The sequence below is a fragment of the Tenacibaculum sp. SG-28 genome (assembly GCF_002954385.1).
Lineage (GTDB): Bacteria > Bacteroidota > Bacteroidia > Flavobacteriales > Flavobacteriaceae > Polaribacter.
This window is the reverse complement of sequence record NZ_MQVY01000002.1, coordinates 612,840-629,674: the sequence shown is the minus strand read 5'-3', so window position 1 is coordinate 629,674 and position 16,835 is coordinate 612,840. Positions and strand designations below refer to the sequence as shown.

Here is a 16,835-nt window from a genome sequence, read left to right as displayed (position 1 = left end):
ATATTGTTTATTAAAATAAAATTTTCATTCCCAAATTATAGGTTCTTCCAAAACCGAACCAAACCAAAGGATCATCAGCATCTAATGCGTCTGCAATGTATTCTGTATTAAAAAGGTTATTAACCCTTACAGTAACAGTCGTATCAAAATTACCTATTTTAAATCCATGACGTAAGCTTGCATCAAAAGTACTGTAATTTGGTGCTTTCCATGTATTTCCTTTACGTTCAGGAGCTGGAGCATTTGGATCTGGATTATCTCCTTTAAATATAGCTCTATCCAATACATCAAATTGCGCATAAATATCTGCGAAATAGTTATAATCTACAGTGATTGATGTTTTATCCCAAAATTTATAAAGCATGCCTAGGGCAGCAGTTGTTTGCGCTGCATCAGATACTCTCAAACCTTTGATAGGTAAATCTACAGTCTCAACCAAATTTTGGTCTTGATCGAAAATTTTGACATCTATCAAATCATCTGCATATTTCCAATCTCCTAAAGATAACATCCCTGTAAAATTTAATTTATCCGTTGGTTTATAAGTAAAATCAAATTCTATACCTTGATGTAATGCATTTACCCCTAAAATATTTGCAGTAAAATCATCTTCTCCAGGATTTCTATTTTGAATTCTTCTTGTAAAAGTTCTATCATTCCACTCTGTGTAATAAGCGTTTAAATTGGCTGCAAACTTTTCACTTCTGATACCATATCCTAATTCTACACTGAAAATCTTTTGATTTTCTGCATCTGGATTAACATCCACATTATTAAAGTTTTCAAATACTGCATCAAAATTAGCTGGCCTTTCAAAATATCCAATGTTGGCAAAAACATTATGCACATCATTCAATCGATAGTTTGCCCCTCCTTTTGTACCAAATCCAACAAAATCAAACTTATCTGACACTCTGTTTTCGCTATCTGGAGTATATTGAAAATAATCAACTCTTTGGTAAGTAGATCTTTGAACTGAAGTAGATATAAAGGCAGATAATCTATCTTTGGTATATTCCAACTGAGCAAAACCACCTAGCCAACCAACTTTACCATCATCGTGGTATGAAAATTTATCTCCAACTTTTAAAGCTGCATTAGGATTATTAACATTATTGTTATCTAGGAAATATTGACCACCCAATAAATCAGTAATTTCTCTGTAGTGAGTACCTACATAAGTTCTCCAGTCTATACCTGCAACTAAATCAAGATTATCAGACAACTCTGTCTTAAAAGTAGATAACAACCCATACCATTCATGGTCATTTCTGGATGCTCTTAAAATAGCTTCAGCGCCCAATGCACCATTCGCAGAATTAATTTCTACAATACTATCCAAGTCTACTGGCTGATCGTCTCCACCGAGTCTATTATTGAATAAATCGGTATTCGACCCTGCAGTTCCACCACCACCTCCTCTACCAAAGGAAGCGTATAAAGCAGTTGATAGGCTAGACTTATCACTAATTGTCCAATAATGGTTTAATGAAGATTGAGACTTGTGATAAAAATTATCTTCTATACTAACAAGTTGACCATTTTTATATCCCCAATCTGGATTAAAACGATTTCCAGATTGCGCGTTTCTGTATGTTGCAATAGTACTTCTATTTTGTCTTTGCCCATGTCTCTGTGGTGCTCCAAAAGTGGTAAAAGATAATTTATGTTGTTCATTAAATTCTTTCGTCAAATTAACAAAATAATTGTATCCATCAAATTGAGTTCCGTCTACATAGCCTTCACCAGAAACTTTTGCAAAAGATACTGTAGCAGCAAAACCATTATCCATAAGACCAGTAGATAGGGTAAAACCGTATTTTTGATACCCATCATTCCCTGTTGAAGCAATAATATTTCCACCTTTTTGAACGTCAGAGGTTTTCGATAAAATATTGATGGTTCCTCCAATAGAAGGAACTGCTACTTTTGCCGCACCTAACCCTCTTTGAACCTGCATTGCAGAAGTAACATCAGATAAACCAGCCCAATTAGACCAATAAACTCTTCCGTTTTCCATATCATTCACAGGAACTCCATTAATCATAACGGCAACATTTTCTGAATTGAAACCACGCAAGTTAATACGTCCGTCTCCAAAACCACCCCCTGATTTTGTTGCATATACCCCAGGAGTAGACTTTAATATTTCAGGAAATTCTTGAGAACCTAATTTTCTTTCAATATCAGAGGCTTTAACTGTTGACACTGCCACTGGTGTTTTTCTATCAATTGCAAAAGAAGTAGCAGTTATTACTATTTCTTCTAAAACAGATCCGTCTTCTTTAAGCTGAATCGTCCCTAAGTCTGTTTTTGATGAAGAAAACGTAACTTCATTTGTTGTATACCCGACAAAAGTTATTACCGCTATACCTTCATTTGCTTTCGTTTTTAATTCGAATTTCCCATTAAAATCCGTAGAGGTTCCATTAGTTGTTCCTTTTTCAACAACATTGGCTCCTGGAAGTGGTTCTCCTGTTTCGTCGACCACAATACCGGTAATTTGGGTTTGTCCTAAAACCGTAGCAGTTATCATAAACATGGCTACTAGTAAAAGATTTGTAATTTTTTTCATTTTCTAATCTAATTTGTTATCAATTTAGTTTAGCAAAATTCCAACATTTATACAAGTCTAATATTAACTTAATGTTAAGGTTTTTAACATTTTATTTAGAAACTAATGGCTTGTTTTTTTACGATTTTAACATTTTTTTGGCGATTTCTTTCCCTAATTCCACACCAAATTGATCAAAAGAATAGATATTCCATAAAATTCCTTGTGTAAACACTTTGTGCTCGTACATTGCAATTAACATTCCGAGGGAACTCGGCGTCAATTTTTGTAACAGAAAAGTGTTGGAGGGCTTGCTTCCTGAGAAAACTTTATAGGGTAATAATTTAGAAAGTTGGTCTAATTCTCCGTTCATTTTTAAATTAAGATGTACATCTTCCTTAGAACGTCCAAAGGCCAAGGCCTTAATTTGGGCATAAAAATTAGCCATTAGGATGTCATGATGCTGTTTATCTTGAAACAGTGGCTCGGAAAACCCGATAAAATCTGCAGGAATAAGTTTTGTACCTTGGTGTACTAATTGCATAAAAGAATGCTGCATATTTGTTCCTACACCGCCCCAAACAATACCACCGGTTTGGTAAACAACAGGTTCTCCATTTCTATCGAAACTTTTCCCGTTACTCTCCATAGAGCTTGTTGTAAGTAACTTGGAAACTTCGCCAAATAATTAGAATAACTCAACACAGCCTCGGTTTCAGAATCAAAGAAATTATTGTACCAAATACTAAGTAAAGCTGTTAAGACAGGTATATTTTTAGAAAATTCGGAGTTTCTAAAATGGTTATCCATCTTTTCTGCTCCGTCTAATAAGGCCTTAAAGTGCTCATAACCCAATGCCAAACTTATGGTAATTCCAACGGAAGACCATAAAGAGAAGCGTCCACCTACCCAATCCCACATCGGAAAAATATTTTCTTATCGATTCCAAAGTTTTCCACTGCCTGAAGATTAGAGGATACGGCTATAAAATGTTTGGCAACATCAAATATGGTTGCCTTTTTCAAAAACCAATCTCTAATGGTGTTTGCATTTGCTATGGTTTCTTGTGTGGTAAAAGACTTCGAAACGATAACAAATAATGTTGTTTCAGGATTGATTATTTGTAAAACCTCCTGTACGTGATCGCCGTCTACATTAGAGATAAAATGCGTACGCAATTTATTGCTGTAAAATTGAAGTGCTTCTATTACCATACTAGGGCCCAAATCGGAACCTCCAATACCAATATTTACAACATCTGTAATTGGTTTTCCGGTATACCCCTTCCATTTTCCAGAAATCACTTTATTAGATAACGCCTTGATTTTTCTCAAGGCTGTTTGATTTTTGGTTTTACATCCTTTCCCGCAACAAATACCGCCTCTTCTGACGAACTTCTCAAGGCAGTATGCAACACACTCCTACCTTCTGTTTCATTAATCGGAGCTCCTGAAAAATATTTTTCAATGGCATCTTTTACATCTACCTCCTCTGCAAAATTGACAAGTAAGTGTAAAGTTTCCTCATTTATGAGGTTATTAGAAAAATCAAAATGTAATTCTTCAAAAGTGACCGCAAATTCTTTTGCTCTTTGCTTATTTGTTTGAAATAACTTGGGAAGCTGAAAATGTTTGGCCTCTGCGAAATGTTTTTCAAGAGCTCTCCAAGATGTAGTTTTGGTTGGATTTATTTTTTTTAAAGCCATATTTAATTATGCGCTATGACTTGTATGCTCGATGGTATCGAATCTTGTAATTGCATTTCTTGTGGCTCCGGATATGGAATCCCATCCAACTGTGTCTTAAGATTCGAAATATAATCAAAATAAGCTGGTTTGTATTTTTCTTCCAAAGGCTTGGCCGTTGGTAATTTTTGTTTAAATGGATCTACTTGCCTTCCATTTTTCCAAAAGCGATAACAAACATGAGGTCCACTGGTATTTCCTGTCATTCCAACCCATCCAATAATATCACCTTGCTTGACGTAATCGCCAACCTTAACATTTCTTTTTTTCATATGTAAGTATTGGGTAGTATAGGTACTATTGTGTTTTACTTTGACGTAATTTCCATTCCCACCTTTTCTTCTCGACTCGATTACGGTTCCACTAGCAGTAGTCATAATGGGGGTTCCTTTTTTTGCTGCAAAATCAGTTCCTTTGTGAGGACGTACCTTATTACCATAAAGTTTAATACGTCTTCGTAAATTATACCGAGATGAAATTCGATATTGGAATTTAATAGGAGACACAAGAAAGGCTCTTCGCAGCATGTTTCCTTTTTCATTGTAGTACTCTGCCTCGTTCTTTAGAGAATCTGCGACGTATCTGTACGCGTATAAATCTTTTCCTTTATGTTTAAAAACTGCAGCTTTAAGCTTACCATAACCCACAAAAGTGGTGTCGTTGATAAATTTTTCCTCATACACTAATTTAAACTTATCGCCTTTTTGTAACTTATAAAAATCTAAAGTCCAACCATAAATATCGGCCACTCTATTGGTTAAAGACGGTTGTAAACCGAGACTGTCCATGGTAACAGATAAGCTAGAGTATATTTTACCAGCCACTTCTTTTTCTACTGTTTTAATCTTCTTTCTGTGTTTATAAGCCGATATCGTAGAATCTTTGAAATCAATTACTGTAGCAGTAACTTTATTGTGCTTGTAAATAAAAACCTTTGCTTTTGGTAAGGAATCTTTGGAGGTTAAAATGGTATACGGTTTTCCGTAACGCACTTTTCGCACATCAAAAGTATCTTTCACAAGCGTGGCTATTTTATTTATTTTAGGGTACATTATGTGGTGCCTATCTAGAATAACTCCGAAACTTTCACCACTTTCAATGGTATCGTGTACGACATTGTAGTCGTCAAGATTATAGCCAAACAAAAACACAGGTTTCGGTTTTTCTAGTTGAATGGGAATCTTTGCTTCTTTTTTCGCTTCTTTGCAAGAATAAAATGCTAGCAATGTTAGCAATACGATAAATATATTTTTCAAAGGGATGGTAATTTAAATGGCCTAATACTACAAAAGTACAAATATATACAATTGTTCGATAGACTTTAACAATACTTAAACATCTTACAATTAGTCTACTATGATACGGAAAGAATTTGCCAAACCTTTGTAGGCCTCCAATTCAGCCTAAGAGAACCTACAGCAAGAGACGCTTTCATTCGAATAGGGATTTTATTTTCGTCTGCAGTGATCCACACAGTTACACTTTCTTTAGCCTTAAAAACACGCCCTGCCTGAACTATTGGACGAAATTTTTGTGTTTTAACCTTACCAAATTTTGTTTTTAAGGTTTCATATCCTAAAAATTGAAGTTTAAAAGAATACGTTTCAAAATCAAAAAACATATCCACACTAATTTCCTCACCTGCCTTCATGTTTTTAGTGTCATAATTTCTGAGGAAATAAAAGGTAGAAATCATGTCTTGCGGACCATTTACAGTGATAACAGTATCTTTTTTCTTAAGGTAATCTTTTACAAATGCCGTATTTTTATCATGGTCGAAGGTTACGTCTCTTCTTTTTTTGTGCCCCCCCTCATCGATATCTCTCTTGAATAAATAAGGCTTAACATCAGAGGCACTAAAATAACTTTCGTAGGTGTCATTTAATTTAAAAAACCAACTAATCATTCCGGAGGTCCATCCTTTTCCAGTGGCATGTATGACTCTTTTTCGTTAAGCGTTTCTTCTTTTAGTTCCAGAACTGCTGTTCCTGCTCTAAGAAAACCACTGTAACTCATTTTATAACGCAACCATTCCCCATCTTTAAAAGCCACTTTTTCTTCTTGAGCAGTTAGTGCGGTGGTAAGGTAACAACAAAAAAGGAGTGCAAAAATTTTCTTCATCGATGTCAAACTTATGAAATAAAACAATCAATTACTATTCCAAAAAAGAAAAACCCATCAAATAGGCACTAAATGATGGGTTTTTGTGTGTTTTTAAAAGGTTCCCCAGTTTTTTAGTTCATCGGCACTCCACAAATAAGGAAAGAAAATTCTCCTTTGGTATTTTGGATGTAGGTATTTTCGCCAATTACTGCCACCTGTTGCTTCTAAGGCAGTATCATCCCCTCCCAAATATTTTCCAGCAGCATCATAATGGGCCATTACCCATTTTACATTCACAGTGTAATCATAGTGACGCATTGCTTTTACGAGCTCCTCACTTTTTTGCACCGATTCAGGAAGCTGCTTAAACTTAGAAGACAAATTACAATCATTATAATCTTCCATAAAATCAATAAACTCTCCCATGTATTTTTTCTCAAATAAAGACAATAAAGTGGTTTTTTGACCAGTAGTATAATTTTTACCTGCTGCCTGCCAATACAAATGGTCATAGGCGTGCTTAAAAGATGAAGACCTGTCAATAGTATCTCTAAATCGAGCATCTATGAGATTTATTAACTCTGTAGATGCGAATTCTACTTTACGATATTGTGCACTTTGAAAACCACTAGCAGGGGTTAAGGTATTTCTAAATTTAAGGTATTGTTCAACATCCATTCCATCTGCCATTACAGAAAAGGAACTGCTAAGCATGTCAAAATAGCGACTGATGCGCATTAAATGCTTCGCGAATTTTTCCGCAGTAATTGTATTTGCTTTTGCAACTTGATCGATTTCCCACAAGACCATTTTGAACAAAAGTTCATTTACCTGATGATACATGATAAATACCATCTCATCGGGCTGCGTAGTTCTCGGAATTTGTAAGCCTAAAAGGGCATCTGTTTGTATATAATCCCAATAGGTAATTGGCTTACTCCAGAGTAGACCCTCTAACATGGCCTCCACTGGAACCCCCAGTTCCTCGTATTTTTCTTCTATAGATTGTAATAGTTTTTCTTTGCTCATTGTATATTGTTTACTAATTGTACTCCTTTCAATTACCGAATTTGAAAAGCAACTACTAGAAGGGAAACATTGTATTTAAATCGCGTGAATTGTTGCTTAGTTTGCCTTCCATAATTTCAAAAAGAAAACCAAGAGAAAACAAATGTAGCTTTTTCTTGGTTTTACATATCCTTTTTAGTAAAAATTTTTACAGGGTTCCTCTAAGTTGTTGTTCTCGTTCGATAGACTCAAACAAAGCCTTAAAGTTACCAGCACCAAAGCCTCTTGCTCCCATTCTTTGAATAATTTCAAAAAATAACGTTGGTCTGTCTTCCACTGGCTTAGTGAAAATTTGTAATAAGTAACCTTCCTCATCAGCATCTACCAAAATAGATAACTCTTGTAATTTAGCGATATCTTCTTTCATCATGTCTCTGTGTACTCCTAATCGTTCTGGAATCATATCGTAATATGCTTGTGGCGGTGGTGGTAAAAACTCTACACCATTTGCTTTTAATTGTGCCACTGTTTTAATAATATCGTCCGTGGCAACAGCAATATGTTGTACTCCTTCACCTTCATAAAAATCGAGATATTCCTCTATCTGCGATCTTTTTGCTGCCTCAGCTGGTTCATTGATAGGGAATTTTACTCTTCCATTCCCATTGCTCATTACTTTACTCATTAGGGCGGAATATTCTGTATGGATTTGCTTGTCATCAAACGACAAAAAATTCTCAAATCCCATGACGTCTTCGTACCACTTTACCCATTTATTCATTTGGTTCCAACCTACATTACCAACCATATGATCGATATACTTGAGACCAGCACTTGGTGGATTGTAATCCGGATTCCATTCTTTAAACCCTGGTAAAAATGCTCCATTGTAATTTTTCCTTTCCACAAACATGTGAACAGTTTCTCCATAGGTATAAATACCCGATCGAACTACTTCTCCATGTTCATCTTTCTCTACCGTTGGCTCCATGTATGACCTGGCGCCTCTTGAAGTAGTTTCTTCCCAAGCAGATTTTGCATCTTCAACCCATAAAGCGACTATTTTAACACCATCTCCGTGTTTTACGATATGATCATTAATCGGTGACTTACTGGTCAATGGCGTCGTTAATACCAGACGAATTTTGTCTTGCTTTAACACATAACTAACCGAGTCTTTTGAACCCGTTTCTAATCCTTTATAAGCATGCGATTGAAAACCGAATGCGGTTTTATAAAAATGCGCCGATTGCTTGGCATTTCCAACGTAAAACTCTACATAATCTGTTCCTAAAAGGGGAAGGAAATCTTGTGCTCCTTCAAATATTTTTTCTAAACCGTAGTTTACGGATTTTATTTCTTTTGACATTTCTTTCTAATTTGTAATTTAACTAATGCTATTCCATCCAAGATTTGTAATAATCTTCGTCTGCTATTTTCATAGCTTCCTCAGTAACCATTAATGGTTTAAAGGTATCTACCATAACGGCTAACTCTTCCGTTTCTGTTTTCCCGATACTTCTCTCGGTTGCTCCTGGGTGCGGCCCGTGTGGAATACCCGCTGGGTGGAGGGAAATATGTCCTGCTTCGATATCGTTTCTACTCATAAAATCACCATCTACATAATAAAGAACCTCATCGGAATCTATATTACTATGGTTGTATGGAGCTGGTATAGAATCTGGATGGTAATCGTACAACCTAGGTACAAAGCTACAAATCACAAAACCAGAACTTTCAAAAGTTTGATGTACAGGTGGTGGTTGGTGAATTCTACCGGTTATTGGTTCAAAATCATGAATTGAAAAGGCGTAGGGATAATTAAATCCATCGTAACCAACAACATCAAAAGGATGCGAAGCATACACCATTTCTATGATTTCATTTTTCTTTTTAATCTTCATTAAAAAGTCACCTTTTTCGTTGTGCGTTTCCAATTCGTTTGGTTGTCGCAAATCGCGCTCACAATAAGGCGAATGCTCCAACAACTGCCCAAACCAATTTCTGTATCGTTTTGGCGTATATATCGGTGAGTAGGACTCCACGATAAAAAGTCTATTGTCTTCGCTATCAAAATTTAATTGGTATATAGTTCCTCTAGGAACTACCAGATAATCCCCATATGAAAAGTCTAAATTACCTAACATAGTACGTAACTTACCAGAACCCTTATGAATGAAAATTACTTCGTCAGCATCAGTGTTTTTATAAAAATAATCAGTAGTTGAATTTTTTGGCGCTGCCAGAATAATATTACAATCTGAGTTTGTTAGCACTACTTTTCTACTATCTAAATAATCGTTTTCTTGAGGTACCTGAAAACCTCGTAGACGATACGATTGTATATTATTTTCTTTGGCTATTTTGGGCGCAATAGTATATTGCTTTTGTATTTTTTTGACCATAGTAGGTCTGTATTCATGATACATATTAGTTGACATACCATCAAAACCAATGGTGCCAAATAACTGCTCATAATACAAATCGCCATTATCTTTTCTGAATTGCGTATGGCGCTTCGGTGGAATTTTTCCTAATTTATGATAAAAAGGCATATTTTTTTGATTTAAAGTTATTAAGTTATTTCGTCTTCTTTAAATCATTGTCACTCAGGATTTCGTTTCATTAGAAATTTGAGGTGTGCGAGTAAGCCAAAAAAAGGTTTACAAGTAACCATAATTATGCTTTTGTAATACAAATATACAGAATATAAAATTGTGTTTGGTAAGGTTTGAAAAAATGAAAACTACGAATGTTTTATTTTAATTTATTCTAAATAAGCTTTGATATTAAAATTTTAAGAAATATTTTTGTGGCTAAATTTTAATCAAAACTTAATAAAAATAATGAAAGGCTTATCAACTGCCCTATTGCTACTTCTAAGTGTCGTGGCAACAATGGCACAAAATAATGTTGTTAGTGGTTCTGTTAGTGATGCTGACGGAGTCCCATTAATGGGAGTAAATATTATTATAAAAGGGACTAAAACCGGTACACAAACCGATTATAATGGTAATTTTGAATTAAACACTATTGCAAAAGATGGAAAAACATTGGTAGTATCTTATGTAGGATATAAAACCAAGACATATACATTAAACAACCAACAGTCTGAAAATTTAACTGTAGTTCTTTTTGAAGGAAATGAATTACTTCAGGAAGTTGCTATCGATACTGATAGAAAAAATAAATTTTCACGAAAAGAATCTGCCTATGTTTCAAAACTACCTTTGAAAGATTTAGATAATTCTCATGTATATTCTACTGTTACTACAGAATTATTAGAATCTCAAGTGGTTACAAGTATAGATGATGCTCTTGTAAATGCTACGGGCGTTTCTAAACTTTGGGAAGCTACAGGAAGAGATCCGTTAAGAGGGACTGGATATTTTTCTACAAGAGGTTTTTCAACGCAACCGCAAATGGTAAATGGTTTACCTGGGGTAACTTTAAGTGCTATTGATCCTTCCTATATCGAGAGAATTGAAGTGATAAAAGGACCTTCAGCTACTTTATTTGGAAGCACATTTACTTCTCTTGGAGGGCTGATCAATGTAGTTACTAAAAAACCGTATAAAGGAACCGGAGGAAGCGTTTCTTATACAGGAGGTAGCTTTGGAACACATCGTGTTTCCTTAGATGTTAATACAGCATTGAACAAAAAAGAAAACATGTATTTCAGATTAAATTCTTCTTACTTGACTCAAGATAGTTTTCAAGATGCAGGATTTAGAAAAACATTCTTCGTAGCTCCTTCTTTAATGTATAGAGTTAATAACAGATTAAATTTATCTGCTGGGCTAGAGTACTCATGGACGAGACAAACGAATCCCTCAATGTTATTCTTACGTAGAGGGTTACCATTAGTTTCAACAAGTATTGAAGAACTGAACGTCGACCCAAAAAATCATTTACTTCGGATGATGTGTACTTAACAAGCCCAAGTGTAACAACAAGAGCAATTGCTGATTATAAGTTATCCGATAATTGGACCTCGCAAACAATTTTTGCAGGAAATTTTGGAGAATCTAAAGGATTTTACCAGTACAATATAGATGGTGGAGCTGTGGCAATTTTATCATTACAGGAATTACTTACCGACCCAGCTCTTGCTCCATTACAACCAATATTATCACCGATAGTAGCTCCAATGTTACAAGAAGCAGGTTCTTTATTGCAAACAGAGGCATTTACTAGAATTTTTGATAAACGTGATGCTCTTGCAAACCACATTAACTTTCAACAAAATTTTACAGGAGACTTCAAATTAGGTAATATGCGTAATCGCATGGTTATCGGATTAGATTATGTGGTAAGCAAGTATAACTACAAAAATAAAAGTGGCAACCCTGTAATTACGTCAACCTCTAATTTCCCACAATTATTAGGTACGTTAAACAGTATTCCAGAATTGGTACCAACAGCAGAATATCTAGAAGCTTTTTATTCTAGTTTACCCTATTTCGATGCATTTTTTGACGCACAAGGAAACGTAATACCTACATCTTTTACGCCAGGAGCAACAACGAATATCACAAATGCTAGTTTGGAGGAAATTTTCAATCAAGTACCTGGAAGAAATGACGATTTTAAATCTAGTACTTTTGCAGCGTATGTTTCTGATGTTATTAACCTAACAGACAAATTAACCGTTAATGTTGGATTGCGTTTGGATTATTTTAACCAAAAGGGAGATGTAAAAAATCCAGATGACGGATTTACCAAAACAACATTCTCTCCTAATGCAGGAATTATCTATCAACCAATTAAAGATAAGTTGAGCTTATTTACAAACTACCAGACAGGTTTTATCAATAATGATCCTGTATTCAATCCAGCAACAGGAGATTATGATACATGGGAGCCTACGAAAGCAAACCAATTTGAAGCTGGTGTCAAAACAAATTTAATTAACGGTAAATTGAATATTAGTGCAAGCTACTACAATATCAAAGCTGAAGACAGAATAGGTACAGACCCTAGTAGCTTACTGTTACCTGTAAGTGTGCCAATTGATGAAATTGTAAGTCAAGGAGTAGAACTAGAGGTAAATGCGAATCCTTTTGTAGGATTAAACCTTAGAGCTTCCTATGCTTACAATGATAGTGAGATTACAAAGGTTACAATTGCAGAGCTTTTACATAAAAGACCGGAAGAAGCAGGGCCTGAATCTGTATACAATTTTTGGGCAGACTATAAATTTAAACAAGGATCAGGATTAGAAAAATTCGGAATTGGAATAGGGTTTAACGGAGCTTCCTCATACAATACCATGGACAACGGTATTAGTGGACAATTTGAGCTACCAAGTTATGTTGTTTTTAACAGTGCAATTTATTACAACTCACAAAAATTTAGAATTGGTGTAAAAGTAAATAATTTTACAGATGAAACGTATTACAAGGGATGGAGTACTATAAATCCGCAAGCACCAAGAGCATTTTTAGGTACAATTACCTATAAGTTCTAAGAAAAAAACAAAAAAACTTCTATAAAACTCTGAGTAATCATATTACTCAGAGTTTTATGGATTAAAATATACAAATATGGTAAACCTAATTATTATTTTAATTTGTATGGCCAGTTTTGCACTGTATAACGGTGCAAAAAGTACCCAAATAAAAGAAGGTTCTCCAATTGAAAAATGGTTTCAAAAACATCAATTTCTATCGAAAGTTATTGGATTTATTGCCTTGGTTATACCGTTAATACTTTCTGTAAAGACATTTGGAAGTATGTCTGGGCTTATAGTTTGGTTAGGAACAATTATGGTTGTTTTTAGCATGACCATATTATTCTACCCAATGCGTGCTGTAACCTACAAACATATTGTTATATTTTTTATGTTAACTTTCATTATTGAATTTATTTCTTAAGTATGCCTGCTAATTCAAAATACCTAACTAAATCACCATGGCAAAAATTTGCTAAACTTTCTGCTGGCATTATAGGTGGATATTTTATAGATGCTTTACTTCATATGAATATTGCGCTTCTAATCCCCAAGCATCATGAGGTTTTGGTTACCACCATCGTTACTTTTTATATTGTTTGGTGCGCTCTTTTAATCATTCCTTATTTGTTTAAGAATGGTTGGAAAGTATGGGGATTATACGGTTTAAGTATACTTCTTTTACTCGTGTCGTATTATTTTAATAACCAAAATAATCCCTTTATCTAATGCCAAAAAGAAATTACAATGTGTTTTTCAACACCCATACGGTTAGTGGCATTATAATCAGTGTTGCCCTTTATGTAATATTTTTTGCAGGTGCATTTTCATTATTCAGAGAAGAAATCCAAATTTGGGAAGAGGGTAGGTTTATAAGTCATGTAAAACGAGAACACATTGACTACGACGAAATATTGAGAAATTTAGATGCGAAGTATGATTTACTAGGCAGAGATATGCAACTTAATTTTGGTGGGAAGAGTGATGCTATATATGTTTACTTGGGGCCTAGTAAGGATTCCTTAGCCTCTGAGGCAAGTAAAACACCACACTATTTTTACACCGATATTATTACAAAAGATACCAAAACATATGAGGAGCAATACAGTCTCGGTGAGTTTTTGTACCGATTGCACTTTTTACAACAAATACCCAGCATTGGTGTCTATCTCGCAGGTTTAATATCCTTGTTTTTTTTATTTGCAATAATTACCGGTACCATAGTACATTGGAAAAAAATTGGCAGTAACTTTTTTACTTTTAATCCAAAATCCATCCTAAAGAAATTATGGACAGATGCCCACACAGCGCTTGGAATTATAGGATTACCTTTTCAATTTGTTTTTGCCGTTACGGGTGCGTATTTTGCAACTAGTGTACTAGTATTAATCCCTGCAAACTTCCTTTACAATAACAATCAAACCAAATTAATTGAAGATCTGCGTCCAGAACGAAAAACCTTCGAATGGATAAAACCTTCCGATAAGGAAGTACCAAGCTTTAATACTTTTGCCAAGCAAACTGCATCAGAGTGGGATGATTTTCACCTAACACGAGCTTTTATCAAAAACTATAAAGGCGTTAATATGAAATATACTATTATTGGAGATATTTCGGATAAAGAACGTTTTGTTGGAAGCGGAAACATAACTTATGACGCATACTCAGGAAGGATAGAAAGCATTACAAATCCAAGGGAACCAAACTATGTACAAGATGTACAAAGGACGGTTGGTCGTTTACATTTTGCTGATTTTGGTGGTTCTTTCATAAAAATAATTTACTTCATACTCGCTTTAATAACTTGTTTTGTAATACTGACTGGAGTACTTATTTGGGTTGAAGCAAGAAATAAAAAGAGTATGCAACTAGAGCAACGAATGTTTACAGCTAAAATAGGGCATATCTACCTAGCAATATGCTTATCGATGTTGCCTGCTACCGCATTGTCTTTTCTATTTGTAAAGTTTGGTATTGGTAATTTTTTAAATAAGCAAACCGCCATTTACTCTTTTTACTTTTTATCATGGTTTGCCTTTGCTATTTTTTACAGATGTAAAAGAGACAACTACTACACCAATAAATCAAGCTTATTATTAGGAGCAATATTTGGCTTTTTGATACCTATTAGTAATGGACTAGTGTCTGGCAACTGGATTTGGAAAACTTATGCAGATAAACAATATGAAATTCTAACTGTAGATGTTCTATGGTTACTAATTGCCTCTTTGGCACTACTTTTTTACTTCAAAGTTAAACCTAGTATTAAAGAAAAAAGCTCCTTTAATAAAACACCAATCTCATACACCAATACAAAAGAAAATAAAAAACAAAATACACTAACCAATAAAAAATACCACCTACCAATGAGAATAAAAATTTCACTATTATGGATATTCATTGCAATAGGATTTATATTTCACCATGTTTATGGTTTAGCAAATGTCTACTTTCAGGAATCAATTTTATTGGATGATGCAACCGGAGAAACGCCATTTTGGGCACATCAATGGCGAATTTTATTAGAGGGGTTAGCGTTGACCTTTGGATTACTGTCTTTAGAAATTACCAAAAAATGGTTTGTCCTATCTTCATTCATTTGGGCTATTATACTTGGCATATTTAACCTATACCATGTAATAACTGCTGTAATTTATGAACCATCCAATATTTCGGAAATATTCATTTTAATCCTGTTAGTTGTTGCGAGTATCCTATTAATAAAGGCCTTAAATGAGTGGCGAAAAGATAGTACTAATGGCGATGAAAGTATACCTTCATGAATAAAGAGGAGCTTAAGGAATTAGAACGACAGTTAGCTTGTCCGGAGGGAGAGCTGGGAAAAAAATTGGTGTCTTGATGAACGCAACAAATTTTTCGATGACGATGAATGCTATTAACACCTTAAAAATTCAACCCAAAGAACAAATTCTTGAGCTAGGACACGGTAACGGAGGACATTTAAGCTCTTTGTTTGCAACAGCTAAAAACATATCCTATTATGGTATAGAAATCTCTAAAATTATGAATGCTGAGGCCATAGCTAATAGTGTCCCCTTAAAAAAGGAGTGTAAGATTCGTTTTTCGCTTTATGACGGTGAAAATTTACCGTATCCTCCAAACAGTATGGATAAAGTTTTTAGCGTTAACACTATTTATTTTTGGAAAAAACCAAAAGCACTACTCAAAGAAATGTATCGCATTCTCAAAAAGGAAGGAATCTGTGTAATTGGTTATGTACAAAAGAGTTGTATGCAAAAACTTCCTTTTGTAAACGAAAGGTTTAATTTATTTAGTGAAAACGATTTTAAAAACCTAGTAAAGGAAACACCCTTTATTATCTCTGAACTAACAAACACTAAAGAAAATGTGACTAGCAAATCTGGCGATTTGGTAGAAAGAATATATACAACTGCAACATTAATTAAGAAATGATGAATACAAAAATAGGGTTAATTTACGGTTCTGATACCGGAATGACAGAGGAGGTTACGCATAGTATTGTTGACGAATGGAAAGAAATGGATATTGAGGTAATTGAAGTGACAAATGTAAGTTCCTCTGATTTTGAAAAATTCGATTTTATTATTTTAGGGCTTTCTACTTGGTATGATGGAGATTTACAGAGCGACTGGGAAAGTTACTTTGACGAGTTTAAAAGTATTTCTTTTTCTGGTAAAAAAGTAGCTCTTTTTGGACTAGGAGATCAATATGGTTATGGAGAATATTTTATCGATGGCGTTGGAATATTGGCAAAAGTTGTATTAGAAAATGGGGGCACCATTATTGGAAAATGGCCAACTGCTAAATATGACTTTACAGAATCTAAAGCAGAACTTGCGGACGAAGGCCTTTTTTATGGATTGGCATTAGACGAGGATAACGAACCTGAATTAACCCAAGAGCGCATCGAAAAATGGCTCTTACAAATTAAAAAAGAGGCAGAGTTATAAACCTTCTTTACCATAAATAGA

The 16,835-nt window shown here is 34.6% G+C and carries 13 protein-coding genes and 2 pseudogenes; 7 read left to right on the top strand and 8 right to left on the bottom strand.

The annotated features are described in order from the left end of the window. Positions 1–10: 10 nt before the first annotated feature. The 8 genes and pseudogenes from BSU00_RS07785 to BSU00_RS07755 form a co-directional block, all read right to left on the bottom strand. Positions 11–2,575: a carboxypeptidase-like regulatory domain-containing protein gene (locus BSU00_RS07785; protein ID WP_105003844.1), complete on the bottom strand. Its 2,565-nt coding sequence runs from the start codon at positions 2,573–2,575 to the stop codon at positions 11–13. A 118-nt stretch (positions 2,576–2,693) separates the two neighbouring features. Next, positions 2,694–3,203, bottom strand: coding sequence for a hypothetical protein (locus BSU00_RS13700; RefSeq protein ID WP_255402314.1), 510 nt, complete (start codon positions 3,201–3,203; stop codon positions 2,694–2,696). Then, positions 3,122–4,259: pseudogene (locus BSU00_RS07780) on the bottom strand (hypothetical protein). Before BSU00_RS07780 ends, BSU00_RS13700 begins: the two are co-directional and overlap by 82 nt. A 2-nt stretch (positions 4,260–4,261) precedes the next feature. Further along, on the bottom strand, positions 4,262–5,554 hold the full coding sequence (locus BSU00_RS07775) for a peptidoglycan DD-metalloendopeptidase family protein (RefSeq protein ID WP_105003843.1): 1,293 nt from the start codon (positions 5,552–5,554) through the stop codon (positions 4,262–4,264). A gap of 98 nt (positions 5,555–5,652) precedes the next feature. Next, positions 5,653–6,419, bottom strand: a pseudogene (locus BSU00_RS07770) (DUF3108 domain-containing protein). 93 nt (positions 6,420–6,512) lie between these two features. Beyond that, the gene (locus BSU00_RS07765; RefSeq protein ID WP_105003842.1) at positions 6,513–7,430 is read right to left on the bottom strand and encodes a tryptophan 2,3-dioxygenase family protein; all 918 of its coding nucleotides are present in this window, start codon (positions 7,428–7,430) and stop codon (positions 6,513–6,515) included. 187 nt (positions 7,431–7,617) lie between these two features. After that, a complete protein-coding gene (hppD, locus tag BSU00_RS07760; RefSeq protein WP_105003841.1) occupies positions 7,618–8,778 on the bottom strand; it encodes a 4-hydroxyphenylpyruvate dioxygenase in 1,161 nt (386 codons plus the stop codon). A gap of 28 nt (positions 8,779–8,806) precedes the next feature. Next, complete coding sequence (locus BSU00_RS07755) at positions 8,807–9,964, bottom strand: homogentisate 1,2-dioxygenase (protein WP_105003840.1); 1,158 nt, start codon at positions 9,962–9,964, stop codon at positions 8,807–8,809. 291 nt (positions 9,965–10,255) lie between these two features. Between BSU00_RS07755 and BSU00_RS07750 the strand changes: the two genes are divergently transcribed. From BSU00_RS07750 to BSU00_RS07720, 7 genes are all read left to right on the top strand, one after another. Then, a complete protein-coding gene (locus BSU00_RS07750) occupies positions 10,256–11,344 on the top strand; it encodes a carboxypeptidase-like regulatory domain-containing protein (RefSeq protein WP_105003839.1) in 1,089 nt (362 codons plus the stop codon). Beyond that, entirely contained in the window at positions 11,335–12,879 is a 1,545-nt protein-coding gene (locus tag BSU00_RS07745) for a TonB-dependent siderophore receptor (protein WP_105003838.1), read from the top strand. The genes BSU00_RS07750 and BSU00_RS07745 overlap by 10 nt, the downstream gene beginning before the upstream one ends. 76 nt (positions 12,880–12,955) lie before the next feature. Then, the gene (locus tag BSU00_RS07740) at positions 12,956–13,285 is read left to right on the top strand and encodes a hypothetical protein (protein WP_146104824.1); all 330 of its coding nucleotides are present in this window, start codon (positions 12,956–12,958) and stop codon (positions 13,283–13,285) included. Between the two features lie 2 nt (positions 13,286–13,287). Continuing rightward, positions 13,288–13,590 (top strand): hypothetical protein, encoded by a 303-nt coding sequence (locus BSU00_RS07735; protein WP_105003836.1) that lies wholly within the window; start codon positions 13,288–13,290, stop codon positions 13,588–13,590. Beyond that, positions 13,590–15,644 carry a PepSY domain-containing protein gene (locus BSU00_RS07730; protein ID WP_105003835.1) on the top strand — a complete coding sequence of 685 codons (2,055 nt, stop codon included), beginning with the start codon at positions 13,590–13,592 and terminating at the stop codon, positions 15,642–15,644. Before BSU00_RS07735 ends, BSU00_RS07730 begins: the two co-directional genes overlap by 1 nt. A 76-nt stretch (positions 15,645–15,720) precedes the next feature. Then, positions 15,721–16,296 carry a class I SAM-dependent methyltransferase gene (locus tag BSU00_RS07725; RefSeq protein ID WP_233188667.1) on the top strand — a complete coding sequence of 192 codons (576 nt, stop codon included), beginning with the start codon at positions 15,721–15,723 and terminating at the stop codon, positions 16,294–16,296. Next, positions 16,293–16,814, top strand: a complete 522-nt coding sequence (locus BSU00_RS07720; RefSeq protein WP_233188652.1) for a flavodoxin — start codon at positions 16,293–16,295, stop codon at positions 16,812–16,814. The genes BSU00_RS07725 and BSU00_RS07720 overlap by 4 nt, the downstream gene beginning before the upstream one ends. Positions 16,815–16,835: the final 21 nt, after the last annotated feature.

Coding starts and splice junctions, on each gene's coding strand:
- BSU00_RS07740 (WP_146104824.1), top strand. CDS start 12,956: ATGGTAAACCTAATTATTATTTTAATTTGTATGGCCAGTTTTGCACTG.
- BSU00_RS07735 (WP_105003836.1), top strand. CDS start 13,288: ATGCCTGCTAATTCAAAATACCTAACTAAATCACCATGGCAAAAATTT.
- BSU00_RS07755 (WP_105003840.1), bottom strand. CDS start 9,964: ATGCCTTTTTATCATAAATTAGGAAAAATTCCACCGAAGCGCCATACG.
- BSU00_RS07750 (WP_105003839.1), top strand. CDS start 10,256: ATGAAAGGCTTATCAACTGCCCTATTGCTACTTCTAAGTGTCGTGGCA.
- BSU00_RS07720 (WP_233188652.1), top strand. CDS start 16,293: ATGATGAATACAAAAATAGGGTTAATTTACGGTTCTGATACCGGAATG.
- BSU00_RS07730 (WP_105003835.1), top strand. CDS start 13,590: ATGCCAAAAAGAAATTACAATGTGTTTTTCAACACCCATACGGTTAGT.
- BSU00_RS07785 (WP_105003844.1), bottom strand. CDS start 2,575: ATGAAAAAAATTACAAATCTTTTACTAGTAGCCATGTTTATGATAACT.
- hppD (WP_105003841.1), bottom strand. CDS start 8,778: ATGTCAAAAGAAATAAAATCCGTAAACTACGGTTTAGAAAAAATATTT.
- BSU00_RS07725 (WP_233188667.1), top strand. CDS start 15,721: ATGAACGCAACAAATTTTTCGATGACGATGAATGCTATTAACACCTTA.
- BSU00_RS13700 (WP_255402314.1), bottom strand. CDS start 3,203: ATGGAGAGTAACGGGAAAAGTTTCGATAGAAATGGAGAACCTGTTGTT.
- BSU00_RS07765 (WP_105003842.1), bottom strand. CDS start 7,430: ATGAGCAAAGAAAAACTATTACAATCTATAGAAGAAAAATACGAGGAA.